Raw genomic sequence first — 26,284 nt, 5'->3', positions numbered from 1 at the left:
AATGCTTTTAAACCTGGAATAATATAATGGATTCAAATAAAACACCGAAATAAGAAAAAGCTTCCACTACTGTGGAAGCTTTTCTAAATAATGTGCAATATCAATATACATATTTGAATAAACCGAATGTATTTCATTACTTGGCGCTGCGTTAGAAGAGAAATGAACGATTACCATATTTGCTTTCGGATCGATGTAAAGTGTTTGTCCGTAACTACCTAACACTTCAAAAGCACCTTGTTCATTGTGCGGAATCCACCATTGATTATGATAAGAAATGGAAGCTCCAGGGCCAATTGCAAGTTCACCTTCTTGGACATTTTTTATATCTTCAGTAATAGAAGAAGGGAGAATTTGTTTTCCGTTATATTCCCCGTTGTTTAATAGTAATTGCCCGAATCTCGCCATATCTCTAGCAGTTGCATTTAATCCAGCACTAGCTTGTTCTACTTTTGTTTCATCTGTAACGTAATACGCGTTTTCTTCCATACCAATTTGAGACCAAATTCGTTCACTTACATTTTCAGCTAGTGATTTACCAGTAATAGTTCTAATAATCCAAGCGAGCGTTTCTGTTGATCCGTTATTGTAAGAAAAGGAAGAACCAGGCGGTGCAGTTTCTTCGGCTTCTCGTAACATATCATAAATTTTTATCGGACCGTCGTAATTTTTGCCGCGGGGTAAAATATTGCTAGCTAAATATAATTGTGCATCTTGATTTTCTAGCCCAGGCTGCTCATATCCATGAGTAGGATATTCAGCTGACACTTGCATGTCCATTAATTGCTGAAGTGTGGCATTACCGAACGGTGTGTTTTTTAATTCTTTTATGTAAGTGTCAGCTGTTTTTTCTAAGTCAATACGTTTTTCTTCAGCGAGAGATTGTATAATCGCCCCGGTAAAGACTTTTGCTAATGATGCCATACCATGAGGTTCATTCTGTTTATACCCATTGAAATATCGTTCATAAACAAGTTGTCCATTATGTACAACGACAAAAGCATCTGTTTTGTTATCGTCTAAAAGTTTTTTTAGAGGAGTTGTATTTCCGAATCTACGCTCCACAGCAAAATCGTCTAAGTTTTGCAATGCGGAAGGGAAGTGAGCAATTTGGTCAGGATTGTTTTTTACGTTATTAACTAAAGTGAATTCTTTCATATGTGTGTACGACCAACGTAAGTAAGGGTCATTTAACCAGTTTTCTTTTGTCACATTATGTTTTGATGGGGTCGTTTTATTTTGTTTGAAGTAAGTAAACCCAAGCCCTGTAATTACAAATATGAATGTTAGTATAAGTAAGAGTAGGGGAGATTTTTTTAGTTTCATATATGGCCCTCCTTTTTATTTCTACTATAAGTATACGCTCGTCTTGAAAGAAATACAAAATAAGGAAAGTAAACGGGGAAGTTTACTTTCCTTATTAACGTTAAGCGGAAATTTTTCCGTCTGTAGGTTGTTTCTTGAATTTTTGTTTTCGTCCGTGTAATCCATAATATAAAAGTAAAGTGAACGCAACGATAATAGCTGCGATAAAATACATATTATGATAACTGGATTTCGCTGCGACAATACCTAAAATGAAAGAACCAAAGCCAATACCACTATCAAAGAATGAGAAATACGTAGCTGTCGCAGAACCACGTCTATGGTTTGGAGCGGCAGAAATCGCAATCGTTTGGAAACTCGGAATTAATGTTCCGTAACCTAAACCGATTAGCATACCTGCGCCAAGGAACCAAAATGAAGTTTGTGCTTGGCTTAATATGAACATTCCGATTGTGAAAATAATGATAGCAGGGTAAACGAGTACATTTTCACCGAAGCGATCAAAAATCTTTCCTGTAAATGGACGAGAAATGACAACAACAAGTGCGTATAAAATAAAGAAGTAACTTGCAATTTCACTTAAACCGAGTTCTTTCGCATAAATAGGAATAAAGGATAAAATACCACTATAAGAAAAGGCTAAAACAAATCCTGTAAGTGCAATTGGAATAGAAGATGGTTCGATTAAGTCTTTCCATTTCATTTTTTCACGTTTTTGTTTGCTAACAGGTGCTTCGTGTGGAATATCTACAAGTAGTCCTAATAAAAATGCAAGTAATGAAAATACGGAACAAACGATAAATAACACAGTAAACGAAAAATGAGAAATAATTGTTAAACCTAAAAAAGGACCAATTACCATCGGCAGACTCATAAATACGCCGAAATATGCAAGTGCTTCGCCTCGTCGATGAGCTGGCGCAACATCAGTTACGATCGTACCAGTAGCTGTCGTTGCCATCCCGAACCCAATACCGTGTAAGAAGCGAAGGGCAAGTAATAAGAATAAACTTTGCGCACCGAAATACATAACAGTAGCGGCTAAAAATAATGAAAGTGAAATAAATAATATTTTCTTTCTTCCTAAATCATCGAGCCATTTTCCTGTGAATGGTCTACATAAAACAGAAGAAATAAGAAACACAGTTGCAACTAAACCAATTTCCTCAGGTTTTCCTTTTAGGCCGTCTATTACATAGACAGGCAGAGTAGTCATAAGCATGTAAAATGTTAAGAAGAGAAATAGACTACTAAAACAAGTTCCGAGGAAATCCTTCGTCCAAAGTTTCTCACTTTGCATCGTCATCCCTCCAATTTAATCTAAATTTTTAATAATTTGTTGTAACACTTGAAATGCTTGATGTAAATCATCTTCGTTAATACCTTCTAGCGTTTTTTCTTCGAAAGTATCAACTTCTTCTTGCCATATTGGAATCATCTTTATCGCTGTTTCGGATAAAGAAATGAGCTTCTCACGGCGATCTTTACCTTCTGTACGAATAATCCATCCCATCGTTTCCATACGTGTTAACGTACGAGTCATCGTTGGTGATTCAACATTTAAATACTGGCACAATTCTGTTTGCGTACAAGAACCAGTTTGATTAATGCGGAAAATAACAGCCCATTGCGCACTAAATAACCCTGTTGGAGATACACGTTCATTAAATTTCTTCGTAAACTTTCGAGAAGTCTGGCTGACGATGTGAAAAAAATGTTGTTTTTCGTCCATGTATTTTGATCCTTTCAAATTAGTTACCTAGCTAACTATATACTTTTTTATAATAATTGTCTAGTAATAGACATGTTGGTTTATGTAAAAAATTCTTATAGCTTTTATGTTGCGAACGTACATTCTACGTGCTATTCTTTAATTAAGTAAAGAATTTTCTTTCTATTAAATAGAATGGGGGAACTTGTGATGATTAAGCCTGCAACAATGGAGTTTGTTTCACTATCGAACGGAGAAACGATTGCATATCAGGAAGTTGGAAGGCGAAATACAGATATTCTTGTACTCATTCACGGGAACATGACATCGTCACAACATTGGGATTTAGTTATTGAAAAGTTGCAAGATCAATACCATATTTACGCTCTTGATTTAAGAGGGTTTGGACAATCAACGTATAATCAATCGATAGATTCATTACAAGACTTTGCAGACGATGTAAAATTATTTATCGACGAGTTAAAACTAGAGAAATTCTCATTAATGGGCTGGTCAATGGGCGGTGGCGTTGCGATGCAATTTACAGCGAATCACCCAACTTTTGTAGAAAAGTTAATTTTAGTAGAATCAGTAGGAATGAAAGGTTACCCAATCTTTAAAAAAGATACGAATGGGCAGCCGATTGTATCAAGTTTAGTAAAGACGAAAGAAGAAATTGCACAAGATCCAGTACAAATTGCTCCAGTATTAGACGCGATAAAAAATATGAACAAACTATATTACCGTACAGTATGGAATCTATTAATATATACGCATAACCAACCTGAACCGGACCGTTATGAAAAGTATTTAGATGATATGTTAACGCAACGTAATTTCGTAGATGTGAATTATGCGCTCATTACATTTAATATTTCAGATGAACATAATGGGGTTGTAGAGGGAAGTAAACAAATTCATCGTATTAAAGCGCCAACACTCGTCATACAAGGCGATAGAGATTATGTCGTTCCGCAAGTAGTCGGTGAGGAATTAGCGAAACATTTGCAAAATGCAGAGTTGAAGGTATTAGAAGATTGCGGACACTCGCCGTTTATTGATTGTTTAGATGTATTTATAAAACATGTAGAGAATTGGTTAGAACAGAAATAATCCCCGAAATGAACAGTATTGCATATACTATAACATTTGTATGTTAAAGGGGAGATTATCAATGCATCAACCATTTTTCATCGCTTATTCGCCATATAATCATTACGCATATACAAAAATGATGATAAACCCGCTGTATATGCAAGTTTCGCCAGCTGTACTTCCTTTACAAATGCAATATCCGCAGCCACCAATCGCTAACGCACAGCAATACTTATATGAAACTGCTTTTTATAAACATCCATACTTTAAGCAATTTCATAACAATGTGAAAGCACAAGTTTGGGAAGGATAAGGTAACAAGCTAAAAGATTCATTCTTTTAGCTTGTTTTTTATTGCGAATATTCGTACACGCATTTGCAGAAACAGTTTATAATGAAAAGTGGAAGCGTGAGAAGGAGAGGGAAAGGGATGTCAATGCGTTTTACTTTTTGGATTATGGTTGGGATTGTAGCAATCTCGGGTTTATCACAAGGAATGCTCTTACCGGCCATTGCAATGATTTTTGAACAAGAAGGGGTTAGTTCAAGTATTAATGGTATTCATGCGACGGCATTGTACATTGGGATATTAGTCATTTCGCCGTTTCTTGAAAAACCGATGCAAAGGTTTGGAATGAAGCCGATTATTGTTATAGGTGGGTTTCTCGTTATTATTTCATTATTCTTTTTTACACAAACATTTTCGTTTTGGGTATGGTTTATCCTTAGATTTCTAGTTGGAGTCGGAGATCATATGCTTCATGTCGGAACACAAACGTGGATCACGACAACATCAGACCCAAGTAAAATAGGGAGACAAGTATCGATATACGGTGTATTCTTCGGAATTGGTTTTGCCGTTGGCCCGTATTTAGCAAGCACTGTGCAGTACGGTCTTGCAACGCCATTTATTATATCTACTATACTTTGTCTAATAGGTTGGCTTTTACTACTTCCAACAAAAAATGCATTCCCAGCGCAAGATGAAAGAGAAGCGAAGAGTGAATCATCATTTTCTCGTTATAAACAAGTTGTTGGATTAGGATGGATTGCACTGCTAGGTCCACTTGCATATGGCGTACTTGAAGCAATGCTAAACAGTAACTTACCAGTATACGCACTTCGTAAAGGGTGGTCTGTTTCAGATGTATCCTTCTTATTACCAGCATTTGCAGTTGGGGGTATTATTACACAAATTCCGCTCGGTATATTGAGTGATAAATACGGAAGGGACCGTATATTAACGTGGACGTTTAGCATAAGTACGGGCATTTTTCTACTTGCCGCCGTATTTGATCAATATTACTGGATCGTCTTTGCCTGCATGCTTTTAGCGGGTATGGTTATTGGATCGTGCTTCTCTTTAGGGCTTGGATTTATGACTGATTTATTACCGAGACATTTACTACCGGCAGGTAATATATTATCCGGAATCGCTTTTAGTTTAGGAAGTATTATGGGACCTGTATTAGGCGGCGTATTTATAGAAAAAATACAGTATACAAGCTTTTTTATTGCGGTTATGATTATAATGGGAATTCTCGCAATGTTATATATGGTCTACATGAAAAATCAATTTGCATCAAGAAAAATAGAAAGTAGGTTAGGGCATGACAAAACAACCTAATAAAAAGAAATTTGAAGTACTTGAAAATGAAACAATTACAGACTGCTTAGCACGTATGGAACAAGAAGGCTACGCTCCTTCTCGTCGTATGGAAGAGCCAATCTTTCATGAAGTAAAAAAAGACGGCAAAACAGTAGTTGAACCGTGCGGTAGGAAGATTGTTTTTGAAGGGAAATTGAAGTAATCCAATAACAAATTCTCTTTATAGTATAGAGCCATCCAATAGTTGGATGGCTTGTTTTTTTATTAATCAATGCAGGAATTGAATAGAATGAATCTCTCGTTCATTTCTCCTAATGGGCTTCTTTATATGGGACAAAAGATTGCTACTTTTTTCGTATATTGGTAAAATAAGTTCTTGGGTCTTACTTATTGTTATCGGTATAATGTTTGTCGCTTGAATGAAAGAAATTAGTTACAAAAATTTCGCACTATGTAAAGGGGTACAGCAACGATCCCTTTTTTTGGAGGCACCTTAAACATAAAGCGAGAGAAGAAGCTATATGAACGATTCTCCTATCTTGTTTAAATATTAAACGAGTTACTGCAATTGGAACAGGGATATCAAACTAGTCGATATCCTGGTGGATCATCTTTTTCTAGTAATCTATCACTTCTGATGGAATCGATAGATTGCTAGAAAGCGGAAAACAATTATTAGTATATTCCGAAGCAGGTGTAACAGAGTGTCCTTCCATAATTAAGGGTAAAACCAAAATACGTTGTTTTAAAGAATGATTTTTTAGAACTGGTTATAAGGAATAAAACAGAAAAGAGGATCACATGTTAGATACTTTACAGAGAAGTAAAAAGTTTTTTTTAGTATGTCTTATTTTTTTAGTGCTTTTAACCGCTTGTGGTAATACAGATGTTAAGACATCTAAAGCTTCATTACCACCAGCTGAATCCAATATAGATACATCATTAAAAGCACCAAATTGGGTAGAGAAAAGTCCTATCCAACAGTCTCCTAATTTTACGGAAGATAAAAAAGTACAATCGGTTGTGAATTTAATAGCAACGGGTGATAATTTATATCATGACGCAGTAATTAAAGATGGCAAACAAAAAGACGGTTCATATGATTATAATTATATTTATGAAAATATCAAAAAAGCTGTTAAATCAAGTGATCTTGCTATAGTGAACCAGGAGACTCCGATTGCCGGAAATAATTTAAAAGTACAGGGATATCCGACTTTCAATACACCTGAAGAAGTAGGCCAATCTTTAGTGGACACTGGATTCAATATAGTGACGCAAGCGACAAATCACGCTATGGATATGGGTATTAAAGGTGTTGCGAATACAAGAGAATACTGGAAGAAATATCCGGATGTTATCCCGGTAGGTATTAATGAGAGTAAAAACGAGCGTAATGAAATAAAAACGATTACAAAAAATGGTATTCGTTTTGCGTTACTAAATTATACATATGGTACGAATGGAATTAAAATTCCAGCTGATAAGTCTTGGGCTTTAAATTTAATTGATAAAAAAGCGATACAAAATGATGTGGAAAAGGCAAAGAGTAGCTCTGATATGGTGATTGTTATGGTGCATTGGGGAGTAGAATATACCTCAACACCTTCAAAGCAACAAAAAGAAGTTGCTCAATATTTAACAGATTTAGGTGTAGATGTAGTAATTGGAAATCATCCACATGTAATTCAACCAATTGAGTGGAAACAAAATAAAGATGGACATGAAACGCTAATCTATTATTCTCTTGGAAATCTTATTTCTGCGCAAGAAAAATTAGAAACATTAGTTGGAGGATTATCTTATGTACAATTTGTTAAGTATGAAGATAAAACTTTTGGTATACGACAAGCGGCAATCGTACCGACAGTAACCGACTATGCCGATGGTAAGAAACAATTTAAAATTCAATTTTTAAAAGATTATTCGGATGAAAATTCTAAAAAACATGGAATTAAAAAATTTGTCGGTCCTGTTTCTTTGAAGGATTTCAAGGAGATTCCTAGAGACGTGTTGGGAAATTGGTATAAAGACTAATAAACAAAAAGGGAATGAGATACAATTAAAAAATTTATAATTTTAGCATTGGTATTAGCAATGGGATGGAGTCTTGCTGCTTGTAGTGGAAAGCAAACATCTCAGGCAACTACTAATAATAACGATAAAAATAAAAATGAAATACATGCGAAGAAAAAAGATGTTTTACCTATCTCTGATGTTAATGATTGGAGAATTATCCTTGTAAATAGAGAGCATATGTTATCAAAGGAACTAGGAATTGAATTAACAAGTATCACCCAAAATGCGAAGCCAAATATGAAAATAGATAGTAGAATTGCAACTTCCTATCAGGATATGGTAGCAGCTGCAAAAAAAGAGGGAATCAATCTTTATTTAAGATCAGGTTATCGAGCTATAAAATTACAACAAACTTATTATGATGCTTCAGTTAAAAGCTATAAATCTCAAGGCTTGTCGGATAAAGAGGCTAGTGCTAAGGCATTGGAATATCTTCAGTATCCTGGTGCAAGTGAACATCATACTGGATTAGCGTTAGACATTATTTCAGTTGAATGGCAAAATACTGTAGAAGATTTAAATGCAAAATTTGAAACTACCGATGCATTCAAATGGTTAGATAAGAATGCTGCAGAATATGGGTTTACTCTCCGCTATCCAAAAGATAAAGAGAATATTACTGGCATTAAGTATGAGCCATGGCACTATCGTTATGTAGGAAAAGAAGTTGCCGTTTATCTAAAAGAAAAAGGGTTAACTTTAGAAGAATATAACGAAAAAATTAAGTCTGGTAAGTAAAAATATGCTTTAATTTTATTAAACATTATGCACTGCTACAAGAAAAGGTGAATCTGAGGATGTGTTAACCTTCCGCCTAGTATTGTAAAAACTGAGTATGATAATTTGAGCACGTATGAACCAGTTATCGTGTAAAAAGATGTATGTATTAAGAAATTAAAGTTAAGGATCTGATATTCATATCAGATCCTTTTTCTATTGTTCTTTTAAGAGCGACTGAGCCAAAATATTGGAATGAATATAGAAATAAAACAGCCTAAGGAATAGTAAAACGAGTCCGGGAGCCTACTCGTACGCTTCATTGGGATTATCCAGAAATAGTTGTTGATGAAATAAGAAAGAACTGGTCTTACTCTCAAGCAAGGATTTAATACGAATGAATTGGATAAAAGGTAGTAATAAAAAACACTGCGCCTGGCAGTGTTTTTTATTATTTCTGCACATAAATACATAGTCATATTGATTAAAGTTTCACTTTATTGAAGAAAAATGCGAAAGCCATTCATAAAATATGGAAATGTTAAAATCCCTTTGATAAAATAGCAATATGTAAAAATAATTATTTGTTAATTCTTAATGTAATGAATATTCATGTTTAAATATACGAATTTAACTACATAGTTATTGTGCTAAAGGGGGAGAAAGATGTTAGATGAATTGTACAATGCTTTTTTAAATGCGTCTGGTTTTACAGAAAGTGCGAGGAAACGAGATCGGTATGATGATTTACATGATTATTTAAAAGATAAAGAAAGAGAGTTAAAGCAATTCATTCAAGAGGCTGAATCAGCGAAGAGAGAGTATGAGAGTAAAAGTAATGGCTTAGAAGCTAATAAAATTCCGGCAGTTGAATTTGAACAAAAACGTCATGAAAAGGATGAAGAATTACATACATTAGTATCCTATTTTAAAAGTGCATTAAGCGATGTTGGATCTGCAAAAAGTACAGCTTATGCAAAGTATTTGGAATATAAAGCGAAAGCAGAATCGGAGAAAGCGTCAGCATACGCTGCAGCGACCAAGGCTTTTGAAGAAAAGAAAAAGGAATTTGAAAAACTTATCCATTAAGCATACAAAGAATGGAGGGAACCAACATGAGTGGTAAAGAGGTTGAAATTATAGGAAGTAACACTGCAAGTGCCATTTCTTACGCACAAAACATTGAAAATGGTATGAAGGATTCTTTAAACCAAGCGAAAGACTTAAAAGCATATGTCACAGGTGCGAAATGGAATGGAAAAACGAGAGATGCATTTTTAAGTTATCTTGATTTGATTATTCAATATAATTCAGAAATGGTAGAGGCATTTGAAGGACATACGAAAGCTTTGAAAGAGTTAGATAAAAGCATTCAAACGTACGGAGATAAATCGGAAGTAAGGGCGATAAAACAACTGTGATGGAGAAACGAGGGATAAAAGAATGGGGAAAGAAATGAGTTTTGCACCTGCTGAATTATATGTTCTCGCAGGTGCAGCTGGGGTTACCGATATATTTGGATTGCCAAACCGTGACGCAATTATTTTACTTGATGCAGAATGTGTCACGAAAGCAACTACGAGTTTAAAAGAAAAAGGCCTACTTACAAGTGAAAATGGAATTACCCCTGCAGCTTTTCAAATAATTGAACTATTAAAGGAATATGAAAATTGTCATGAATACACGAGAATGAATAATGTATTAATTGGCTTTTTAAAAGAGGATAAAGACCGAGTGGCTGTATTAACAGAAATAGAACCAAATAAAAAATACGAGATCGACTACATACCAAAACCGGACGTATATTTTTCATTATTAACACGCATTCCTTTCTTATTGAGAGAACCGAGGGAAATAGAAGATACATCTTTCTCAAAGAGAATGACAGAGGCAGAACAACAAACATTTGAGGAAAAAGATTTATCAAATAAAGACGTTATAGCGATAGAAACGTATACGAGGCCTCGAAGTAATAGAGGAGGAAAATGGGAATGTTTCTTATATTTTACTGAAGGAGAAGATTTCGTTCAAATAGATGTAGATCGTAATCGATATGACTGGGTGAGCCTCTATGCGGTTAATAAGAAATTGTATGACGTGTTAAAAATGCCATATAAAAAGTTAATTGACCCGAGACAATTCTCGTTAGGAGGTATTCAATAATGCAAGTATCAATGGGAGATAGTGGTTCTGGTGGTGGAGAAGAAGTATTAGTTAATTTTCAAGAACTACTTGATATAGTAATGAAGTTAGAAAATATATATAAAATCCATGTAGACGTCATTGGAACGAATATTGAGAGTTTATTAAGCTGTGATTTTTATCAAAAAGGTGAAGCGATGAGAGTAATTGAAAAATATCCTGATATATTACACAAAACACTAGAATTGGCTGAACACTATTCTAGGTCAGCGACAGTTGTAGGAAATGTATGTGTAGAAATGCTTGAAAAGGACGAACAATTACGTGAAATATTAAGTAAGTTGTAGAAATCACCATACGGCTGGGGGGATGAAAACGAGATGGATGTGAAATATAGACCTGAACCATGGCAAAACATGGGGGATGGTATGAATCGAATTACAAAAGATGCACTCATAAAATTACGGGAAGCAAATGAATCATTAAAAAGAATTGATGGAAGAATACGAGATTTAGACTCGGATGGTAGTATACATTTTAATCCTAAAGATCAATCGCAAAAAATCGGGGAATTACTTGATAGCTATTCAACATTACAAAAATATTGCGGAGAAGCAGGGCGATTAGTCTCTGAACATATAGATAAACCTTTTTTAGTAGAAATGGATAAATTCGCTCAAAAAATGAGAGATACATCTATTCTCAGTTTTGAAACAAATAACCGAATTGGCTCTACAACAACGACAGTATTACCAGGTGCGCATGCAGGCTACGGAAGTGTACCACAAACAATACAGAAGAAGAAAGATAAAATAACAGTAGAAGATATTTTTAAAGATTCACCTGCATTTGATAACGTACTTAGGGCGGAATACAAAGAACTAAAAAAACAAAATCCAGATGCAAAACTAAATTATGAAGAATACAAGAAAGTAGTCCCATCCACACGAGGATTTGAATACAAATCGATAGAAGATGAACAGAAAAAACTAGAAATGGTGCGAGACATAGGAATAGGCGTAGGAATCATCATCACAACAATCCTTTGCCCGCCACTCGGGGCCGCTGCCGCAGTAGTATACGGAGGTGTACAAATAAAAAGCGGTATCGACGGAGAAGACTGGGGAACACACCGGAAATTGAGCCAAGAAGAACGCACAGCAAACATCATTTTTGGCGGATTAGATGCAATCCCAGTTGTTGGAGCAGTAGGAAAAGGAGTAAAAGCATTCAAAGGGACGAGTGAATTAGCTGATTTAGCCAAATTATTAAAATTCAAAGACGGAATGCCTGGTTTTAATCCAAATTTGGGTAAAAATGTGGTACAATCGCTTAAGGAAAATAAGACTTTAAAGAATGCACTAGATACTGTGAAAAATACTCCTATTCCAGTAGCAGTTAGGACGGTGGATACTGGAATAGGAGTGAAGATTCCTTATGTAGAATCTTCAACTGTTGGAGAAGTAGCTGGAAAGTTTTCAAAGGCAAGTACGGCAGCTAAGGATGACGCTTATCAACTTGCTAAGGGTAGTGGTGGTTCAGGAGTTAGTAAGGAAGGTAGTGTGGCTAAGGGTACGGGTAATAGTCGAATAGATTATTTACGTAATAAATATGGAAAATTTACTTCGAAAGAATTGAATTATAGGATTAACTTACGCGGCGAAACACTTAAGGAATTGCAAAAGTTAAAGGATACGGGGATAAGTAAGAAAAAAATTGGTCCAGCCTTTGCTGGAGTGTATGATAAAACAACTGGTAAAATTTATTATGCGATAAATGACTACGATGGAATATTGCCCGATTTCCATCCTTTAATAAAGTCAAGATATGATTCTATGCCACAAGAAGTTATTGATTCATATACATTTACAAAAGGTGCAGGTTCACACGCTGAAGTAATTGCCTTGAATAAAGCATTAAAGGCTAATCCAAGTGCTGGTTTGGATAATTTTGTTATCAATGTAATTCGTACGGGTCAAAATAGAACAAAACCAGCTGGAATGATGTTTCTAAGGTGTCCTCATTGTGCTTATCTTACAGATGAATTTGAAATAATCACGGAGGTTTCAAAAAATGTTAAATGATATATTAACGAAGGAATATATAATACAGAACGGCCTAGAGTTTGAGGAGTACTTAGAATACGGAGGGCCTTATGATTTAGGAATAGTAGAGTATACTGATGATGGAAAAGAAAAATTATTTACTGGATTAGCTTACGATATTTATGAAAATGGGAATATAGAAAGTTATTTCTACGTAGAAAATGGTGTTAAACAAGGAAAATATGTGGAATTTTATCCGAGTGGTAATATAAAAAGGATAGGAAATATGAATAAAAACTCGGCAGAAGGCTACCAGGTTGAATTCTTTGAAAACAGGGCTAAAAAGTATGAGTCTGAATGTATTGCCGGACGTGAGATGACTTTTAAAAAGTATGATGAACAAGGGAATATTATAGAACAAAAAACAGAACCAAGTGAATCAGATTTATTATATGCTAAAAAATTCAGTAGGGAGCCAAAAGTATAATAAAGTAAATACTATACAAAATCAGTTGAAATGTTGAGTTGTAATTCATTAAATGAAGTATGGTTAGAAGACATACAGGAGGTATGCACTAAATTTGGTATGAAAGTGGAGAAGGAAATATGAAGAGAAATTTAAATGCGGCGATATGTTTATGTTGCGCTGAGTGGGATCAACAAGAATATATAAAAAAACAAAATCTTGAATCAGCCAAAGAGAATTTACTATTTATTGAAAAAAATTTACGCTGTGATTGCAATGGATAATTCTAAATTAAAACCTTTAATAGAGGAATTTAAAAATGAGCAGCGTGCATTCTTACCAAAAGTACAACTTAGAAATACCTTTGAATTAGAAGAAATACGATTTGTTGCAGGAGTAGATTTAGCGTATTGGGAATTAAATGGTAAAACGTATGGTACATGCTGTATTGTAGTCATTGATTTTAGTACACATGAAGTTGTTGAAAAAGTGTACAGTTATGGAGAAATAACAATTCCGTATATTTCAGGTTTTCTTGCTTTTCGTGAGTTGCCTTTAATTAAAGCTGCAGCAAAAAAACTAACTAAGCAACCAGATATCTATATGTTTGATGGGAATGGTTATTTGCATTATCGACACATGGGTATTGCAACACATGCTTCTTTCTATTTAAATAAACCAACAATTGGTGTAGCGAAAAGTTATTTAAAGATTAAAGGTGTAGATTTTACTATGCCTGAAAATCAAGAGGGATCGTATACGGATATTATCATTAATAATGAAATATATGGTCGAGCTTTAAGAACAACCAAAAGTGTAAAACCCATTTTTATTTCATGTGGTAACTGGATTGATTTAGAGACAAGTACTGAAATTGTCATGAGGCTTATTAATAAAGAAAGTCGGTTACCCATACCTGTTAGATTAGCAGATTTAGAGACACATATAATGAGAAAAAAACTATGGGAAAATTATAAGTTATAGAGCTAAAACCTTGATAAGTTGAATACTTATCAAGGTTTTTATGTAACTGCTTTAAATAGAGTATTACGTGCAAGGATAGAATAGAAAAAGAAGTACGAGCTTAGGCGAGATGACATTTTACTGTGGGATGAATATAAACGCATGGAATGTATATTAAATTAACGAACTCGTACAAACTCGTAAGTTTTTAGAGAGTATTTGTTATGAAGTATAAAAAGTTTCATACTGTTACTACAAAACTTACAAATTTATGCTGCTTAAAAACAGATGAAACTTAAAGCACTTGATTGTCTATTTGAGGCAACAAGTGCTTTTTTGTGTTTTAGCGTAGAAATAATGTGGTACAATCGCCTAGGGAAAATAAGACTTTAAAGAATGCACTAGATGCTATGAAAAATACTCCTATTCCAGTAACGGTTAGGATGGTGGATACTGGAATAGGAGTGAAGCTTCCTTCAACTGTTGGAGAAGTAACTGGAAAGTTTTCAAAGGCAAGTACGGTAACTAAGGATGACGCTTATCAACTTGCTCATGGGCATAGTAAATTAGAAGGAAGTAATAAAACTAGCGGAGTGGGTAATAATAGCTCGCGTACTGACGAAATTGGAATCGAATTTAAACGTAATCGGAAACATAATGAAGATGAGTTTATACGACAATTAAAAAACCAAGAAGATGGACTGGGAAAATTGACAGTTTATGAGTTTATTTAGAATCGGAACCAATTTTTAAAATATGGGAGATCAAAACAAGCAAATTCAGCTCAAAGATTAACACGAAAACAAGCTGTGCAAGATAAAATTGATGAATTTATGGAAGAAGGTTTTTCATTTAGGGAAGCAGAAGAGCAAGCTTTAAAGTGGATAAAGGATAAAGCTGCATTACATGACCCAGATCAAATTGCGGGTGGAAATCCATTAAAAATAACTGGCATGGGTGATTCTAGAATTAATTCATCAATAGGTTCGCAGTGGAAAAGCAGGATTGGTAATGTGGATAAGGAAATTAGACGAGTTGCTGACACCTTATCAGAGGAAGAAAAAAAATTGACATATCTTAATGTTAGATTGAAATCGGAGTAGGGGGATACTATGGAAAATATAAATGATTTTATATCTTTCGAAAAACCATCAACAGAGGTTATTGAAAAGTATACAGGGAAAGTTCCAGATCAAATAATAGATTTATGGAAATGCTATGGGTTTGGGAGTATGTTAAATGGATACTTAAGAGCAATAAACCCAGAAAAATATTTAGATATATTAAAGGAAAGTTATATCCGTTATGAAGAAGCTATCCCAATTTTTACAACAGGTATGGGAGATATTCTTGTGTGGGAAAATAACTATTTATTATTACTTAAGTATCGAAAAGGTACGGTAGATGTAGTAGCTGGAAAATTCAAGTTTTTCTTTAAAAATACGAAAGATGATTATTTTTTAGAGAAAGTATTGGATTGGAAGCATTATCAGCAGGCATTAAATAAATACGGAAAGCTTGAAATAGATGAATGTTTTGGTTACACACCTTTACTTGCACTAGGTGGACCAGAAAAAGTAGAAAATTTACAAAAAGTCAAACTTATCGAGCATGTTTATTTAATTACTCAATTTATGGGGCCGATAGAATAATGAACGAAGAAACTGGAAGGTGGATAAATCCTCTTTCAGTTTTTTTATTTAAAAGGCTATTAATGTAAATGAAGCTTTAAAAGATACGATTGAGATAATATAGAAATGTGGTAACGAGAAACTTGGGTTGAATTTATAAAAAGTAATTTTTTATGAATTAAGGCTAACATAAATTGCTAGTATTATATAATTGAAAATACATTAGCAAAAGGTGTGGACTCCGTAACCCCATTCGCTAAAGGTGTAGAAATAATGCCAGATGGAAGTGTCGTTAGATCTGGAACGAACTATAGCGGGAAATTCCAAGAAGCCCATGATGCCTAAAAAGCGAGTATTCAGAGTAGGATCTCGAATTTGGAGAGTGGTGGGGTTAAGGGTACGGGTAACGCTGTTCATAGATCTGAAATTGACGAAGTAATTAAAAATAATTACGATAAAGACGGAAACTTGATTAATAGATCAATTGTTCCTAAGGGATATGATAGTGTTGAAGATTTCTTAAAACAAGTAGATGATACTACCATCAAAGAATTTGGGTATGATAGTGTTGAAGAGTTTAAAGAAGTTGTAGAACTAACAGAAACATATTTGAATACTAAAACGAAAAATAATATATTAAATAAGCCTTTAGCAGGAGGAACACATGTGAAAAAAGGAGTAGATTTTGATATTTTAGGATTCCCAATATTTAAAGGGGATGATGTTAAGTTTTCTTTAAAGTTAGAGAAAGATTTCTATGTTATGAAAGATACAGATCAATTTAGGGAATGTACTAAATTGGTAAAAGAAGCAATTGAGAAAGGCGAAATCTCAAAAGAATTATTCACTAAAAAGCAGTTAGCTCAAATAAATGATGGTTTGCCTAGAATAGATGGATTAATATGGCATCATCATCAAATACCGGGGAAAATGCAATTAGTAATAAAAGAAGTTCATAGTGTGAATCATTTAGGTGGAAATAGATTATGGGGAGGCGGAATTAGATGAAGAATTTAGAATGGAAGTATGCGGATGATTCGGTTACGGAAGAATTTGTGGAGAAAATAGGTCAATCACTGGGAGTTGAGTTTCCAAAAGATTATATCGAGTGTGCAAAGGTAAATCATGGGGCTAATGTAATACCATATTGTTTTGATGTTGAAGGAATAGAAAGAGTTTTTGGTGCATTACTTTCTTTTGATGAGGAGAGTAGTGATTATATTGTAAGAGATTATAATAACTACCGTGCTACCTTACCTAGAGATGTAATTCCTTTTGGAATTGATCCAGCAGGAAATTTAATTTGCTTTGATTATAAAAATCATGAAGAAAATCCAATTGTTGTTTTTTGGGAACATGAAGATGCATGGGAAAAGGAAGCGCTGATGGAAAGTGAAGGGATTACGGCAGAAGAAGCAGAGAAAATCGCAAGAGAAAATGTATTTTTTGTTGCTAATACATTCACAGAGTTCTTAAGTAAATTACATGATTAATAGAGCGTTAAAATTAAAGGGCTATCTTATAAGTGGCGGGTTTCACTTGCTTATGAGATACCCCTTTTTATTTTAGAATAGAACGGTTATTTAACAGAGAGGTTTCAATAAACTACTACCTATGCTATTGCAAATTTGCTAAGTATAGAGAAATCCAGAATTCATAAGGGGATAAGATTGGAAAAAAACAGCAAAAAGCATAGATGATATGACAGCCAAATCGAAAAGTTTTGAAAGTGGCGACTAAGGTTTAATAACGTCTAAACAAAGCTGGGTGAATAAGCATCATACAGCAAGTAATAAGATTATAGATGATGAGATTAAGGGTGTAGAGGCTTCTCTTGCTAGTAAGGGTACGGGTGAAACGGTTAAGAAGATAGGTGATATTAATGATCCTATTAGAACATATCGTGGTGCTGATTTAGGTAAGCTAGAGGCTAAATATACTGCGGATCCTCGCTTAACTGTTGAGATGCCCTATGTTGGTAAAGGGCAAAAAAACACCAATGCAGAGGGTTGGTTACGCGATAAAGATTTTTATTGGAAAGAGATGTTAGAGAAGTACCCAGAAGCGTTTAATAGGTCAAATAGACAAAAAATAGAATTAGGATTCGCACCTATAAACAATCCAACGTTTAGAAAACATTTTCCCCAATATGATTTAAAAGAATTATATAATGACACTTTAATACATCATCACATTGGTGGTGGAGGTCAAGCTGTGGCTGTACCCTCAAAGCTACATCCAGGTTTAGGAGGGATTCATAATGCTGAGAAAAGCGCAGGAGTTTGGGGAAATGACCAAAAATATGCTGAACTATTAGAAAAATTCTTAGAAAAGTAAGGGTGATTATTTTGGTAATGAAGGATGCTATGAGCAAATATTTTAATTTAAGAAAAGAATATTTTGATAAAGGGTTAGATTTTTTATTTAAAACGCCATATAACGAAGAAGTTGATTCATTTATATATCAGGGTGAAATGGATGATGAAGAAGAAATTTCATGGAAACCTATTGAAAAAAATAATAAGAATGATTTAACGAAGATTGAGGAAAGATTTGAAATTAAACTGCACACTTCAATTGATGATTATTTTAATTCTTATTGGTTTGCTGATTTAGATGGATTTATTGGTAATCATTATATTAGGCTAGAACCTGTATTACCAAATATTGAATTGGATTCCTTCGAAAGTAATTTAGAAGGGTATAAAAACAATCATAATAAGGTTGATAAGACTCCAATAGGTGTAGAGGGGAACGGTTTGATAGTTGTTTTAGATAATGTAAGTGGTAAGGTTGAATTGGAGGATTTTGAACGAGGTTCATTTGAAGAGATTTCGGATAGTTTAGATGAGTTAATTGCTAGTTTAAAGTTACAAAAATAATATACTAAGAACATTTATATGAAAAAATGTCTGATATGAAGTGTAGCCCAAGTGTTAGATATAATTGGACTGCAGTTTTTTATAGAAAGATGTAATATAAAATCAAGCGAAGACCTACAAAATTTATGCTACTAAAAAAACATATGAACTGAAAGCACTTGATTGTCAATTAAAGGCAACAAGTGCTTTTTTGCGTAGAAATTTAACAGATCACTATAATTTTATTATGTAAACTTTTTACATAGTTTTCTATACAACTAAAGAGAAGAAAAATGTTCACTATTACTTTCATTTCTGTTATAAAAATTCTACAATAGAAGACAGAACGTATATTTGGTATAATCAAAATATACTATATGAAATGATGTACATGAGTTTGAAATTCATGTAACGAGGTAAGCGCTACATAACAATGACTAATATTTAAAGTTTTCGTACCTATAGAATTCAATTCATGTTATATAAATCAATTGTTAGAAAGGAACAGGTGTAATGAATCAAATTTCATTTGAAGATTTATTTGAAGAAGAAAAAGAAAAGGTGGAGGTAGCTGAGATATGTAAGGTACCAGCCCCTTTATCACCATTACAAAAAGATATTTTAGAATTAATTGATTCTGAAGAAATAAGTGCGATTGAGCTATGTGAACGATTAATACGATCTGGTAAAATACCCGATGAAAGATTCACTACGAATAAGCCTAAAGCATATGGACAAGTATGTTTACTATTAGAAGGTTTTGTTACAGAAGGAAAACTTATTTTTATCAAAGATGATGAGAAAAGAGATAGGGTATATAAATTGAAAGAAGAAGTTTGAGATGTATAGTGGGAGATGAATGATTGGTTCCCTTTAACTTGGAGCTCCGTTAGTCTAGTAATGTCCACAAAAAAGGTGTCAATCTCTCCTACATTGACACCTTCATACTTTTAACACCTTACATACTTACGCTTGAAACCAAGTCTTCCTCTATCAAGTTCTTTCTGAATACTCTCTGTAGCATGTAGCAAACTGCTTTTTTTATTATCACGTTTGATTTCAACTATACCAACTTCTTTTGCAATCTCGACTGCTTTTTCGTGTAGTGGTACATATGAAATTGCTACTGTGTTTAGGAAATTATTCATAGCGGATTTTGTTCGTTCTGGAGAATGATGAATTGTATCTTTCACCATTTCAAGCATATCGGAAATTTTACTTTCGGAAAACTCATTGTCTTTGCGATTTCCTAAAAGCCAACAGTAGCAACTCCATCCGGCAGACATTTTAAGCTCGTCCCCACTTGCAATCCATTTATCAGCAACATCTTGTGCGATATTTGACTCTGATAAAGTTACTGCCACCACATAATCGGATAGCATATAAAAATATGCCCCGTCTATCCAGCGATCAAAATCAGACTCACTCATAGCTTTTGGATCGGCAATAATACCTGCAAAGTACATAGCATCGTAGTTGCCTGTGGCATAAAGTTCTTCAGCTAATTCTTGATTTAATTTTATTTTTTTAGCGATTGGTTTCATAGCACCTGTAGCTACTCCGAATACTGGCTCATGCGCACCGTTAGATATGTATATTTTTTTCGTTCGTTCCTTACCTAGAGCCTCAAGTTCTTGCATAACTGTTTTAAAATCCATAGTTGTGCAACTTCCTTCCTTCATGTAAGAGCCTTTTTAAGTCTTTCATATTTCTTATTTTAATACTAATTGTATTTAAGAGGTATGTCTACTTTCTAAAGGCATCGAAACTTGGTTTGAATTTTAGATGAAATAAAGAGCTAATTAAAAGGGTGGTATAATATAGAAAAAGTGAATGATGAAAATCAAATAGGGGGTATTCAATTGGAAATAAAATTGAATCGATTATATAGAGAGATAGCGGAAACGGTTCATGCCATGATTCCAGAAGAATGGGAGAAATTTTATTTTTATGCACAAATATCAGAAGCTGGAGGGGGAACTTACTTTTTCTATAACAACTTCAGAAATAAACAAAATTATAAGTATAGTGTAGAAATTCCTTTTAAATACGAAGTTAATGAAGAGGAGTTTGAAAGGAAAGAAGATTCTTTATATAAATTGAGTAAGGAATTAAGAGATGTTTTTAAAGATAATCAGCAAGAGCTTTGGTACTCTTTTACAATGTCTCTGGAACATAGTGGGGAATTTAACATGCATTTCGATTATACTAATTGGCTCGAAACAGAATATAGTTTTAGTGATCAAATAATTATTTGGAAACATAAATACTTAGGTGAAGTACCAATTAATGAAAATGATAAAGCGTTAATTAATAAGTATGATAATGAATTTCCGAATAACCCCATTTAACTAAATGGAAAGAAGAAATGTTTTTTATAAAAATTATGTGTTTTAAAGTAGTCGGTAAGTTATAAAATTGGTTCTGCAAGATAAAAAATAAAGGAGAACTACAATGGAAGTACATGGAATGGTTTCAATATGGTTAGGTAATATGAAAACGCAAGATCAGTTAGATGCATATATCGATGTTACATATGATGAAGAAGGAGATGCTATACCAGCGAGTTTTTTTGTTGATTTTAATATTGATATGATTGATGTAGATGAGGATTTTATTGAAAAGGAAGTGTTAGAAGAAGCGAGTGATGACATTTCTATGTTATTAACGGGATGTTCATATGATGATAAAATATTATCTCGAATTAACGAAGTAGTTAAATTAAAGAAATCCTACAATTCTATCATATTAATTTATAATTTTCAGTATGACAATTCGGTTAGTAATTTTGAAGCTTTTGATTTTGTGACTGCTACAAGCTATCTATAGTTAGAAGCAAAGTATAGTAGAATAAAAAATACATTTGTATAGTTTTTCCAATGAATATTTGGTATGATGGTGAATGGGAAAAATATACAAGCAGTTAGTGGTTCATAAAAGGGGGATTGAATTGAAAAGAACGCCTGAATTTGTATTAGGTTTAATTGGTGTCATTTTGGGAATTATTATTTCCATAATATTAATAGTTGTAGCGTTTAATATTATGGAAGGGGTTGATTACGAACTTTTAGCTTATTACTCTATTATTTTAACGGTTCAAATAGGATTGTTCATTTTATCGTGTTTAGTAAACAAGGTTAATAATAAAGTTTATGGAGTTTGTATGATTGTGATTCCTATAGTTATGTTATTTATGTCATTATTCTTTTTACTTATTCCGACAATTTTACAAATTATATCTGGTTCATTTGCATTTAGGACATTAAAGTTAGAATCGAATGTAAGCTAAATATAATTATTAACGTCTGAATATTCGGTTTTTTAAACATTTTCGTTTGCAGTTCAAATTAACATAAAGTACAAAGTTGTACGCTTTAGGAGGAGAAATAGATGATTATTTGGTCTGGTTGGGGTTTTTTAGTCGCAATTATTGTAATTATTAATACTCTTTTGGGTAAGGCTATCTTTGGATCTATAACGGGGGACGCTACATATTTTCAAGACCATAGTTGGCCAATGGCGGTAATGTTTATTATATCAGGGGTTATGTCTTGGTATTTAGGTAAATATATTAATAAGCCAGATGGGAAAGTTTATATAGATACCGAAACTGGTGAAAAAGTTATGTTTAACAAAAAACACTCGCTATTTTTTATAAAAATGGAATATTGGGGACCAATTTTAGGAGTTATTGCGATTGTAACTTTAATTACAAGATAAAAAAAGAGGATGGGTATAGTAAGAGTAATCTATTCAAGTAGAAGGAGAAATCAGTCATGAATGCAAAGAAACTACTAGGGGTAGCAGTTCCGGTCATGTTGTTATTTGGTTGTGGAGTTTCTGAGAAAACGAACACTTCTAAACAGGAGAAAACGGAAGAGTCTAAAGTAAAAGAATCGAAGTCTAATAGTAAGAAAGAAAAAGTTTCAAAGGAAGACTATCCTAATAAAGTGTATAAATTAGGGGTAGAGTTTGATAAGTTGTTTGCGGAGCATAACAATATTACAAGAGAGGTTTTTGACGGTAAGAAAAAGAAATCAGATATAGTAGATAGTGTGAAAGAATTAAATAAAGTGTTAGATAAATTTGAGTCGATAGATCCCCCTGCAGAGTATGTAAACCAACAAAAAGATTTTGAAAAAGCAATTAGTTATTTTAGAGAGTCTTTTTCTTTAATAAATGAAGTATTCACCAGAAAAGAAAAAAGAGAAAAAGGTGATAAGACTGATAAAGAGTTAATAGAGAAATCTGAAAAGTTAGTGAAAGAAGGAGATATTTACTGGCTTAAGGCATTCAAAGATCTTGAAGGGGATATTAAAATCGGTGATGGTACAGTATCAATGAAAGATTTGAAAGAGTTAGATAAGAAAGCTGGAATTAATACAGATAACGTTATGAAGAATGTGAAAGATGGTACGGAATTAATCGGTAATTGGGGATTCCAAGGAACAGACGGTTTCAATATGTCACTCATTTTAAAAGGTGATAAGACATTTGAAACATATGGTAAAGGTGAGTATCCAAATAAAAAGAATTATATTGAAGGAACTTGGGAATATGATAAGGAAGCTTTTACAATCTATTTACATCTCAATAAACGTTTAGTAGACGGTGTAGAAGATACAATTCAAAAAAAGAAAATAGCATATAAAGTTCAAGATTATGATGGGGAAAACTTGCAATTATTTAATGAGACGTCATTTAATACAATTAAGTATGTGAAGCAAAGTTAAAGTTATGAAGGACTAGGTTTAAATGGCCTAGTCCTTCATTAAAGTGCGAGTATGTAAATAATATGTTATCTTTCGTTCTGTTTACTTAGTATCATGTTATTCTTTAATAGAGTAATAAATGGAGTTTTGCATTAAATATATGAGGTTGGTTACAAATGATAAAAAAATTTACTAGATTAGTATTAATAGTGGTTATCCCAATCAGTCTTATTACAGGTTGTGGGGCTGCTGAAAAAACTGAAGCACAAAAGCCGAAAGCGGTACAAACGGAGAAAAAGGACTATATGGATTACTCATATGGTAGCAAAGGTATATTAGTAAGTGGCAAAGCGAAAGAACGGCAACAATACGAGATTGGATATATGGATGATAATAAGTTAATTGGGATTGATGAAAATATTGAAGACTGCATTATTTTAGATAATAAAGATGAAGCAGGTCTCATTTGGAAACAAATAGAGCGAGGATCTATTATTGAAGTGCAATACGGTAAGGATCGCAATGATATCGTAGGCGTGCAATTCGTAGGAGATCGTGAGTCATATGAAATTAGTGATAAGTTTGATCGGAATACGATAAATGAGATTGTTGAAAACGTTAAAGGGAATTTGTAATAGATGTATTTCGATAGTATAGGATCTCTTATTATGAAATTGTATGCCAGTTATTTGTCTAAGTTTAAATTGATTATTTTGACGGTATTTGTAATTAGTTGTAAAATAATGTTTGTTGACGAAATTTGTAAAAAGTATGTTAGATGAAATTCATCTGTAGGGATGACATATAAATATTTTCTTAATGAGTATAAAATGAAATAATTAAAATATGTAAATAAAAAGAAAATATAATAGAAGTACATAGTAGATTCATATTTTTAAAAATTAATGTGACAATCAAGGGAGGTTGAGATACATACACGGTGGGAGTGTGTATGTATTTATTATAATAATGAATAAGACAATCAAACAACAAGTAATCGCACTATCAACAAGTCTAGTGATTTTAGGGAGCGTACCTTTATCAGCATCAGCAGAAGAGATAAACAAATCTCAAACTGATCAACTTAATATTGCCCAGGGAGAACATGGAACGAGCGGATTAAATTATTCTAATTTCAAGTTGGAAGTTCCTGATCATGTACAAATTAACGAAGCAGAAGTATCTGAAAATGAAAAAATGCTTTTAGAAGAATATAAGCATAAACATGATGAAACAGAAGAATTAAACAAAATGCAAAATGCTAAGAAGGGACAAGTAGCAGAAAAGGAAGCTATTTCAAACATTGAAAAGGCATTTGAATCTGTAGATGGTCGAAATGATGGATCTGATCGTCAAATGAAACCTGTTGCAAAGCCAAGAGGTATTCAATATAGTGCACAGAGTACGAAGAAATATGGAACACTTGCAGGAGTTCCATTTGTGGAGTGGATTGTTCCAGCAGGAAATCCTGATATTCGTCCTGCAAATCCGATGAAAGCACGTTACATTACAATTCATGAGACCGCAAATACAGCCGCTGGTGCTAATGCTGAAAATCACGCGAAATATTTATACAAGCAAGCAACGGAAGGCACTTTCCGAACAGCTTCATGGCATTTTACTGTAGACGATAAACAAATTTATCAACACTTACCAACAAACGAAAATGGTTGGCATGCAGGAGATGGAGATGGATCAGGAAACAGGGAGTCTATCGGTATTGAGATCGCGGTTAACCAAGACGGTGATTACAATAAAGCGTTAGAAAATGCAAAACGACTTGCAGGTTATTTAATGAACAAAGAAGGAATTGGTGCAGATCATATTTACAAGCATCAACAATGGAGCGGGAAAAAATGTCCTGACATTTTAATTTCACGTGGTAATTGGGCTGGTTTCGTACAAGGAATTCAGTGGTATGCAAATATAAATGCGCAGATTGATACGCCTTTACAAGATAAAAATGACTCATTTAATCCAAATGAAAATAATCCAGCTGAACCTAGCATGGAACTAGTGGTAAATGGTAGTGGCATCAATGTACGTAGTGATGCGGGTATTGAACATCGTGTTGTACGTAAAGCTTCAAACGGAGATCGTTACAAAGTATTAGCGGTTAAAAATGGTTGGTATAAAGTAGGTAATGGAGAATGGATTTTCTATGACCCAAGTTGGATTAAAATTAACTACAATGTACCAAAGGAAGAAGTACAAAAGCCAAAGGAAGAAGTACAAAAACCAAAAGATGATATTACAGGTGGCTGGTTTGAAGGGCATATTCGTAAATTAAACAGTCTAGGTATTATGCAAGGCGAAGGTAATGGTGTATTTGCGCCATATCGAAATGTAACGAGAGCGGAGTTTGCGAAATTAATCTCGAATGCTCTTAAACTACCAGAGGGAAATAAGTCATTTGTAGATATTAATGAGGCACATCCATCACTTCATGACGGTATTAAACGTTGTGCAAGTGTAGGAATTATTAATGGTCGTGGTGAAGGGATTTTTGATCCTAACTCACCAATTACTCGTGAAGAAGTATCTATTATGATTGACAAAGCATTACGATATAAAGGAATTACAGGTGAGTTAGTAGCATTACCATTTACAGATAAGCATTTAATAACATACAAAGAATCGGTTCAACGATTATACAGTCTAAAGGTAGTTAATGGTATTGGAAATAATGAGTTTGATCCCCGAGGTACAGCAACTCGTGGTCAGGCAGCTGCCTTTATTGTGAAGATGTTAGATTCAATGCAAAAATAAAATGAAACTTTAATCAGTGAGGGCCACTCGCACTGCAATCGAGCAGTTGTGCGACACGTTCCTAACTGAAAAGGTTAGGCGCTGATTCAATATTCAGCAGAACTATTATTTCGAGAAGTCAAATGATAGGGTAACGCCTTGAAGGGCTTCCTCTGATA

The 26,284-nt window shown here is 33.7% G+C and carries 30 protein-coding genes and 2 pseudogenes; 28 read left to right on the top strand and 4 right to left on the bottom strand.

What is annotated here, in order from left to right:
* Positions 1–66: 66 nt before the first annotated feature.
* The 3 genes from ACS2CR_RS10690 to ACS2CR_RS10680 form a co-directional block, all read right to left on the bottom strand.
* Entirely contained in the window at positions 67–1,326 is a 1,260-nt protein-coding gene (locus tag ACS2CR_RS10690; protein ID WP_153602715.1) for a serine hydrolase domain-containing protein, read from the bottom strand.
* Positions 1,327–1,426: 100 nt separating this feature from the next.
* Positions 1,427–2,626: an MFS transporter gene (locus ACS2CR_RS10685; RefSeq protein ID WP_001190318.1), complete on the bottom strand. Its 1,200-nt coding sequence runs from the start codon at positions 2,624–2,626 to the stop codon at positions 1,427–1,429.
* 15 nt (positions 2,627–2,641) lie between these two features.
* Entirely contained in the window at positions 2,642–3,058 is a 417-nt protein-coding gene (locus tag ACS2CR_RS10680) for a MarR family winged helix-turn-helix transcriptional regulator (protein WP_000343675.1), read from the bottom strand.
* Between the two features lie 189 nt (positions 3,059–3,247).
* Here ACS2CR_RS10680 and phaZ point away from each other — a divergent pair, with 189 nt between their 5' ends.
* The 21 genes and pseudogenes from phaZ (at position 3,248) to ACS2CR_RS10575 (ending at position 19,485) form a co-directional block, all read left to right on the top strand.
* Positions 3,248–4,150: an intracellular short-chain-length polyhydroxyalkanoate depolymerase gene (gene phaZ / locus ACS2CR_RS10675; protein WP_053512603.1), complete on the top strand. Its 903-nt coding sequence runs from the start codon at positions 3,248–3,250 to the stop codon at positions 4,148–4,150.
* Between the two features lie 61 nt (positions 4,151–4,211).
* Entirely contained in the window at positions 4,212–4,445 is a 234-nt protein-coding gene (locus ACS2CR_RS10670; RefSeq protein WP_000554160.1) for a hypothetical protein, read from the top strand.
* A gap of 117 nt (positions 4,446–4,562) precedes the next feature.
* Entirely contained in the window at positions 4,563–5,759 is a 1,197-nt protein-coding gene (locus ACS2CR_RS10665) for an MFS transporter (RefSeq protein ID WP_000062796.1), read from the top strand.
* Complete coding sequence (locus ACS2CR_RS10660) at positions 5,743–5,943, top strand: NETI motif-containing protein (protein ID WP_000166303.1); 201 nt, start codon at positions 5,743–5,745, stop codon at positions 5,941–5,943. Before ACS2CR_RS10665 ends, ACS2CR_RS10660 begins: the two co-directional genes overlap by 17 nt.
* 599 nt (positions 5,944–6,542) lie before the next feature.
* Positions 6,543–7,778 carry a CapA family protein gene (locus tag ACS2CR_RS10655; RefSeq protein WP_000887606.1) on the top strand — a complete coding sequence of 412 codons (1,236 nt, stop codon included), beginning with the start codon at positions 6,543–6,545 and terminating at the stop codon, positions 7,776–7,778.
* A gap of 48 nt (positions 7,779–7,826) precedes the next feature.
* Positions 7,827–8,558, top strand: coding sequence for a M15 family metallopeptidase (locus ACS2CR_RS10650; protein WP_000241986.1), 732 nt, complete (start codon positions 7,827–7,829; stop codon positions 8,556–8,558).
* Positions 8,559–9,203: 645 nt separating this feature from the next.
* Positions 9,204–9,626: a hypothetical protein gene (locus ACS2CR_RS10645; protein WP_000883470.1), complete on the top strand. Its 423-nt coding sequence runs from the start codon at positions 9,204–9,206 to the stop codon at positions 9,624–9,626.
* Between the two features lie 26 nt (positions 9,627–9,652).
* Entirely contained in the window at positions 9,653–9,958 is a 306-nt protein-coding gene (locus tag ACS2CR_RS10640) for a WXG100 family type VII secretion target (protein WP_000014535.1), read from the top strand.
* Between the two features lie 22 nt (positions 9,959–9,980).
* Positions 9,981–10,700 carry a DUF5081 family protein gene (locus ACS2CR_RS10635; RefSeq protein ID WP_053512602.1) on the top strand — a complete coding sequence of 240 codons (720 nt, stop codon included), beginning with the start codon at positions 9,981–9,983 and terminating at the stop codon, positions 10,698–10,700.
* Positions 10,700–11,026, top strand: a complete 327-nt coding sequence (locus ACS2CR_RS10630; RefSeq protein WP_001198201.1) for a hypothetical protein — start codon at positions 10,700–10,702, stop codon at positions 11,024–11,026. Before ACS2CR_RS10635 ends, ACS2CR_RS10630 begins: the two co-directional genes overlap by 1 nt.
* Before the next feature lie 33 nt (positions 11,027–11,059).
* Positions 11,060–12,763: a YwqJ-related putative deaminase gene (locus ACS2CR_RS10625; RefSeq protein WP_053512601.1), complete on the top strand. Its 1,704-nt coding sequence runs from the start codon at positions 11,060–11,062 to the stop codon at positions 12,761–12,763.
* Positions 12,753–13,211, top strand: coding sequence for a toxin-antitoxin system YwqK family antitoxin (locus ACS2CR_RS10620; RefSeq protein ID WP_000930862.1), 459 nt, complete (start codon positions 12,753–12,755; stop codon positions 13,209–13,211). Before ACS2CR_RS10625 ends, ACS2CR_RS10620 begins: the two co-directional genes overlap by 11 nt.
* Before the next feature lie 119 nt (positions 13,212–13,330).
* A complete protein-coding gene (locus ACS2CR_RS10615; protein WP_000828061.1) occupies positions 13,331–13,474 on the top strand; it encodes a hypothetical protein in 144 nt (47 codons plus the stop codon).
* Entirely contained in the window at positions 13,467–14,174 is a 708-nt protein-coding gene (locus ACS2CR_RS10610) for an endonuclease V (protein ID WP_015382421.1), read from the top strand. The genes ACS2CR_RS10615 and ACS2CR_RS10610 overlap by 8 nt, the downstream gene beginning before the upstream one ends.
* A gap of 335 nt (positions 14,175–14,509) precedes the next feature.
* Positions 14,510–15,256: pseudogene (locus ACS2CR_RS10605) on the top strand (polymorphic toxin type 15 domain-containing protein); the annotation flags it as partial.
* A gap of 9 nt (positions 15,257–15,265) precedes the next feature.
* Complete coding sequence (locus ACS2CR_RS10600) at positions 15,266–15,805, top strand: T6SS immunity protein Tdi1 domain-containing protein (protein ID WP_000427866.1); 540 nt, start codon at positions 15,266–15,268, stop codon at positions 15,803–15,805.
* Positions 15,806–16,018: 213 nt separating this feature from the next.
* Positions 16,019–16,792 (top strand): annotated as a pseudogene (locus ACS2CR_RS10595) (HNH endonuclease).
* On the top strand, positions 16,789–17,277 hold the full coding sequence (locus ACS2CR_RS10590; protein ID WP_000792753.1) for an SMI1/KNR4 family protein: 489 nt from the start codon (positions 16,789–16,791) through the stop codon (positions 17,275–17,277). Before ACS2CR_RS10595 ends, ACS2CR_RS10590 begins: the two are co-directional and overlap by 4 nt.
* Before the next feature lie 274 nt (positions 17,278–17,551).
* Positions 17,552–18,121 (top strand): hypothetical protein, encoded by a 570-nt coding sequence (locus tag ACS2CR_RS10585; protein ID WP_001032811.1) that lies wholly within the window; start codon positions 17,552–17,554, stop codon positions 18,119–18,121.
* Between the two features lie 29 nt (positions 18,122–18,150).
* On the top strand, positions 18,151–18,666 hold the full coding sequence (locus ACS2CR_RS10580) for a SecY-interacting protein Syd (protein ID WP_002101116.1): 516 nt from the start codon (positions 18,151–18,153) through the stop codon (positions 18,664–18,666).
* A 492-nt stretch (positions 18,667–19,158) separates the two neighbouring features.
* On the top strand, positions 19,159–19,485 hold the full coding sequence (locus ACS2CR_RS10575) for a DUF3895 domain-containing protein (protein WP_053512600.1): 327 nt from the start codon (positions 19,159–19,161) through the stop codon (positions 19,483–19,485).
* A 110-nt stretch (positions 19,486–19,595) separates the two neighbouring features.
* Here the strand turns inward: ACS2CR_RS10575 and ACS2CR_RS10570 are convergent, their stop codons facing one another.
* On the bottom strand, positions 19,596–20,303 hold the full coding sequence (locus tag ACS2CR_RS10570) for a DNA alkylation repair protein (RefSeq protein WP_053512599.1): 708 nt from the start codon (positions 20,301–20,303) through the stop codon (positions 19,596–19,598).
* Positions 20,304–20,507: 204 nt separating this feature from the next.
* Between ACS2CR_RS10570 and ACS2CR_RS10565 the strand changes: the two genes are divergently transcribed.
* From ACS2CR_RS10565 to ACS2CR_RS10535, 7 genes are all read left to right on the top strand, one after another.
* The gene (locus ACS2CR_RS10565; protein ID WP_053512598.1) at positions 20,508–20,996 is read left to right on the top strand and encodes an antitoxin YezG family protein; all 489 of its coding nucleotides are present in this window, start codon (positions 20,508–20,510) and stop codon (positions 20,994–20,996) included.
* A gap of 103 nt (positions 20,997–21,099) precedes the next feature.
* A complete protein-coding gene (locus ACS2CR_RS10560; RefSeq protein WP_000451798.1) occupies positions 21,100–21,474 on the top strand; it encodes an immunity 22 family protein in 375 nt (124 codons plus the stop codon).
* A gap of 121 nt (positions 21,475–21,595) precedes the next feature.
* The gene (locus ACS2CR_RS10555) at positions 21,596–21,934 is read left to right on the top strand and encodes a DUF4064 domain-containing protein (protein WP_153602714.1); all 339 of its coding nucleotides are present in this window, start codon (positions 21,596–21,598) and stop codon (positions 21,932–21,934) included.
* Between the two features lie 101 nt (positions 21,935–22,035).
* Positions 22,036–22,365 (top strand): hypothetical protein, encoded by a 330-nt coding sequence (locus ACS2CR_RS10550; protein WP_000587855.1) that lies wholly within the window; start codon positions 22,036–22,038, stop codon positions 22,363–22,365.
* A gap of 56 nt (positions 22,366–22,421) precedes the next feature.
* Positions 22,422–23,378, top strand: a complete 957-nt coding sequence (locus tag ACS2CR_RS10545) for a DUF3994 domain-containing protein (protein ID WP_000992206.1) — start codon at positions 22,422–22,424, stop codon at positions 23,376–23,378.
* Between the two features lie 155 nt (positions 23,379–23,533).
* The gene (locus ACS2CR_RS10540) at positions 23,534–23,992 is read left to right on the top strand and encodes a hypothetical protein (protein ID WP_000591634.1); all 459 of its coding nucleotides are present in this window, start codon (positions 23,534–23,536) and stop codon (positions 23,990–23,992) included.
* A 334-nt stretch (positions 23,993–24,326) separates the two neighbouring features.
* Positions 24,327–26,126 carry an S-layer homology domain-containing protein gene (locus tag ACS2CR_RS10535; RefSeq protein ID WP_003284799.1) on the top strand — a complete coding sequence of 600 codons (1,800 nt, stop codon included), beginning with the start codon at positions 24,327–24,329 and terminating at the stop codon, positions 26,124–26,126.
* Positions 26,127–26,284 lie beyond the last annotated feature (158 nt).

Source organism: Bacillus cereus group sp. BceL291 (assembly GCF_051776705.1).
Classification (GTDB): Bacteria; Bacillota; Bacilli; order Bacillales; family Bacillaceae_G; genus Bacillus_A; species Bacillus_A cereus.
Note: the sequence above shows the minus strand (reverse complement) of the source record. Positions and strands in the feature narration are given on the sequence as shown.

Coding starts and splice junctions, on each gene's coding strand:
- ACS2CR_RS10545 (WP_000992206.1), top strand. CDS start 22,422: ATGAATGCAAAGAAACTACTAGGGGTAGCAGTTCCGGTCATGTTGTTA.
- ACS2CR_RS10685 (WP_001190318.1), bottom strand. CDS start 2,626: ATGCAAAGTGAGAAACTTTGGACGAAGGATTTCCTCGGAACTTGTTTT.
- ACS2CR_RS10550 (WP_000587855.1), top strand. CDS start 22,036: ATGATTATTTGGTCTGGTTGGGGTTTTTTAGTCGCAATTATTGTAATT.
- ACS2CR_RS10665 (WP_000062796.1), top strand. CDS start 4,563: ATGTCAATGCGTTTTACTTTTTGGATTATGGTTGGGATTGTAGCAATC.
- ACS2CR_RS10655 (WP_000887606.1), top strand. CDS start 6,543: ATGTTAGATACTTTACAGAGAAGTAAAAAGTTTTTTTTAGTATGTCTT.
- ACS2CR_RS10610 (WP_015382421.1), top strand. CDS start 13,467: ATGGATAATTCTAAATTAAAACCTTTAATAGAGGAATTTAAAAATGAG.
- ACS2CR_RS10580 (WP_002101116.1), top strand. CDS start 18,151: ATGAGCAAATATTTTAATTTAAGAAAAGAATATTTTGATAAAGGGTTA.
- ACS2CR_RS10690 (WP_153602715.1), bottom strand. CDS start 1,326: ATGAAACTAAAAAAATCTCCCCTACTCTTACTTATACTAACATTCATA.
- ACS2CR_RS10660 (WP_000166303.1), top strand. CDS start 5,743: ATGACAAAACAACCTAATAAAAAGAAATTTGAAGTACTTGAAAATGAA.
- ACS2CR_RS10540 (WP_000591634.1), top strand. CDS start 23,534: ATGATAAAAAAATTTACTAGATTAGTATTAATAGTGGTTATCCCAATC.
- ACS2CR_RS10575 (WP_053512600.1), top strand. CDS start 19,159: ATGAATCAAATTTCATTTGAAGATTTATTTGAAGAAGAAAAAGAAAAG.
- ACS2CR_RS10590 (WP_000792753.1), top strand. CDS start 16,789: ATGAAGAATTTAGAATGGAAGTATGCGGATGATTCGGTTACGGAAGAA.
- ACS2CR_RS10570 (WP_053512599.1), bottom strand. CDS start 20,303: ATGGATTTTAAAACAGTTATGCAAGAACTTGAGGCTCTAGGTAAGGAA.
- ACS2CR_RS10625 (WP_053512601.1), top strand. CDS start 11,060: ATGGATGTGAAATATAGACCTGAACCATGGCAAAACATGGGGGATGGT.
- phaZ (WP_053512603.1), top strand. CDS start 3,248: ATGATTAAGCCTGCAACAATGGAGTTTGTTTCACTATCGAACGGAGAA.
- ACS2CR_RS10535 (WP_003284799.1), top strand. CDS start 24,327: ATGAATAAGACAATCAAACAACAAGTAATCGCACTATCAACAAGTCTA.
- ACS2CR_RS10620 (WP_000930862.1), top strand. CDS start 12,753: ATGTTAAATGATATATTAACGAAGGAATATATAATACAGAACGGCCTA.
- ACS2CR_RS10560 (WP_000451798.1), top strand. CDS start 21,100: ATGGAAGTACATGGAATGGTTTCAATATGGTTAGGTAATATGAAAACG.
- ACS2CR_RS10635 (WP_053512602.1), top strand. CDS start 9,981: ATGGGGAAAGAAATGAGTTTTGCACCTGCTGAATTATATGTTCTCGCA.
- ACS2CR_RS10615 (WP_000828061.1), top strand. CDS start 13,331: ATGAAGAGAAATTTAAATGCGGCGATATGTTTATGTTGCGCTGAGTGG.
- ACS2CR_RS10670 (WP_000554160.1), top strand. CDS start 4,212: ATGCATCAACCATTTTTCATCGCTTATTCGCCATATAATCATTACGCA.
- ACS2CR_RS10680 (WP_000343675.1), bottom strand. CDS start 3,058: ATGGACGAAAAACAACATTTTTTTCACATCGTCAGCCAGACTTCTCGA.
- ACS2CR_RS10645 (WP_000883470.1), top strand. CDS start 9,204: ATGTTAGATGAATTGTACAATGCTTTTTTAAATGCGTCTGGTTTTACA.
- ACS2CR_RS10630 (WP_001198201.1), top strand. CDS start 10,700: ATGCAAGTATCAATGGGAGATAGTGGTTCTGGTGGTGGAGAAGAAGTA.
- ACS2CR_RS10640 (WP_000014535.1), top strand. CDS start 9,653: ATGAGTGGTAAAGAGGTTGAAATTATAGGAAGTAACACTGCAAGTGCC.
- ACS2CR_RS10600 (WP_000427866.1), top strand. CDS start 15,266: ATGGAAAATATAAATGATTTTATATCTTTCGAAAAACCATCAACAGAG.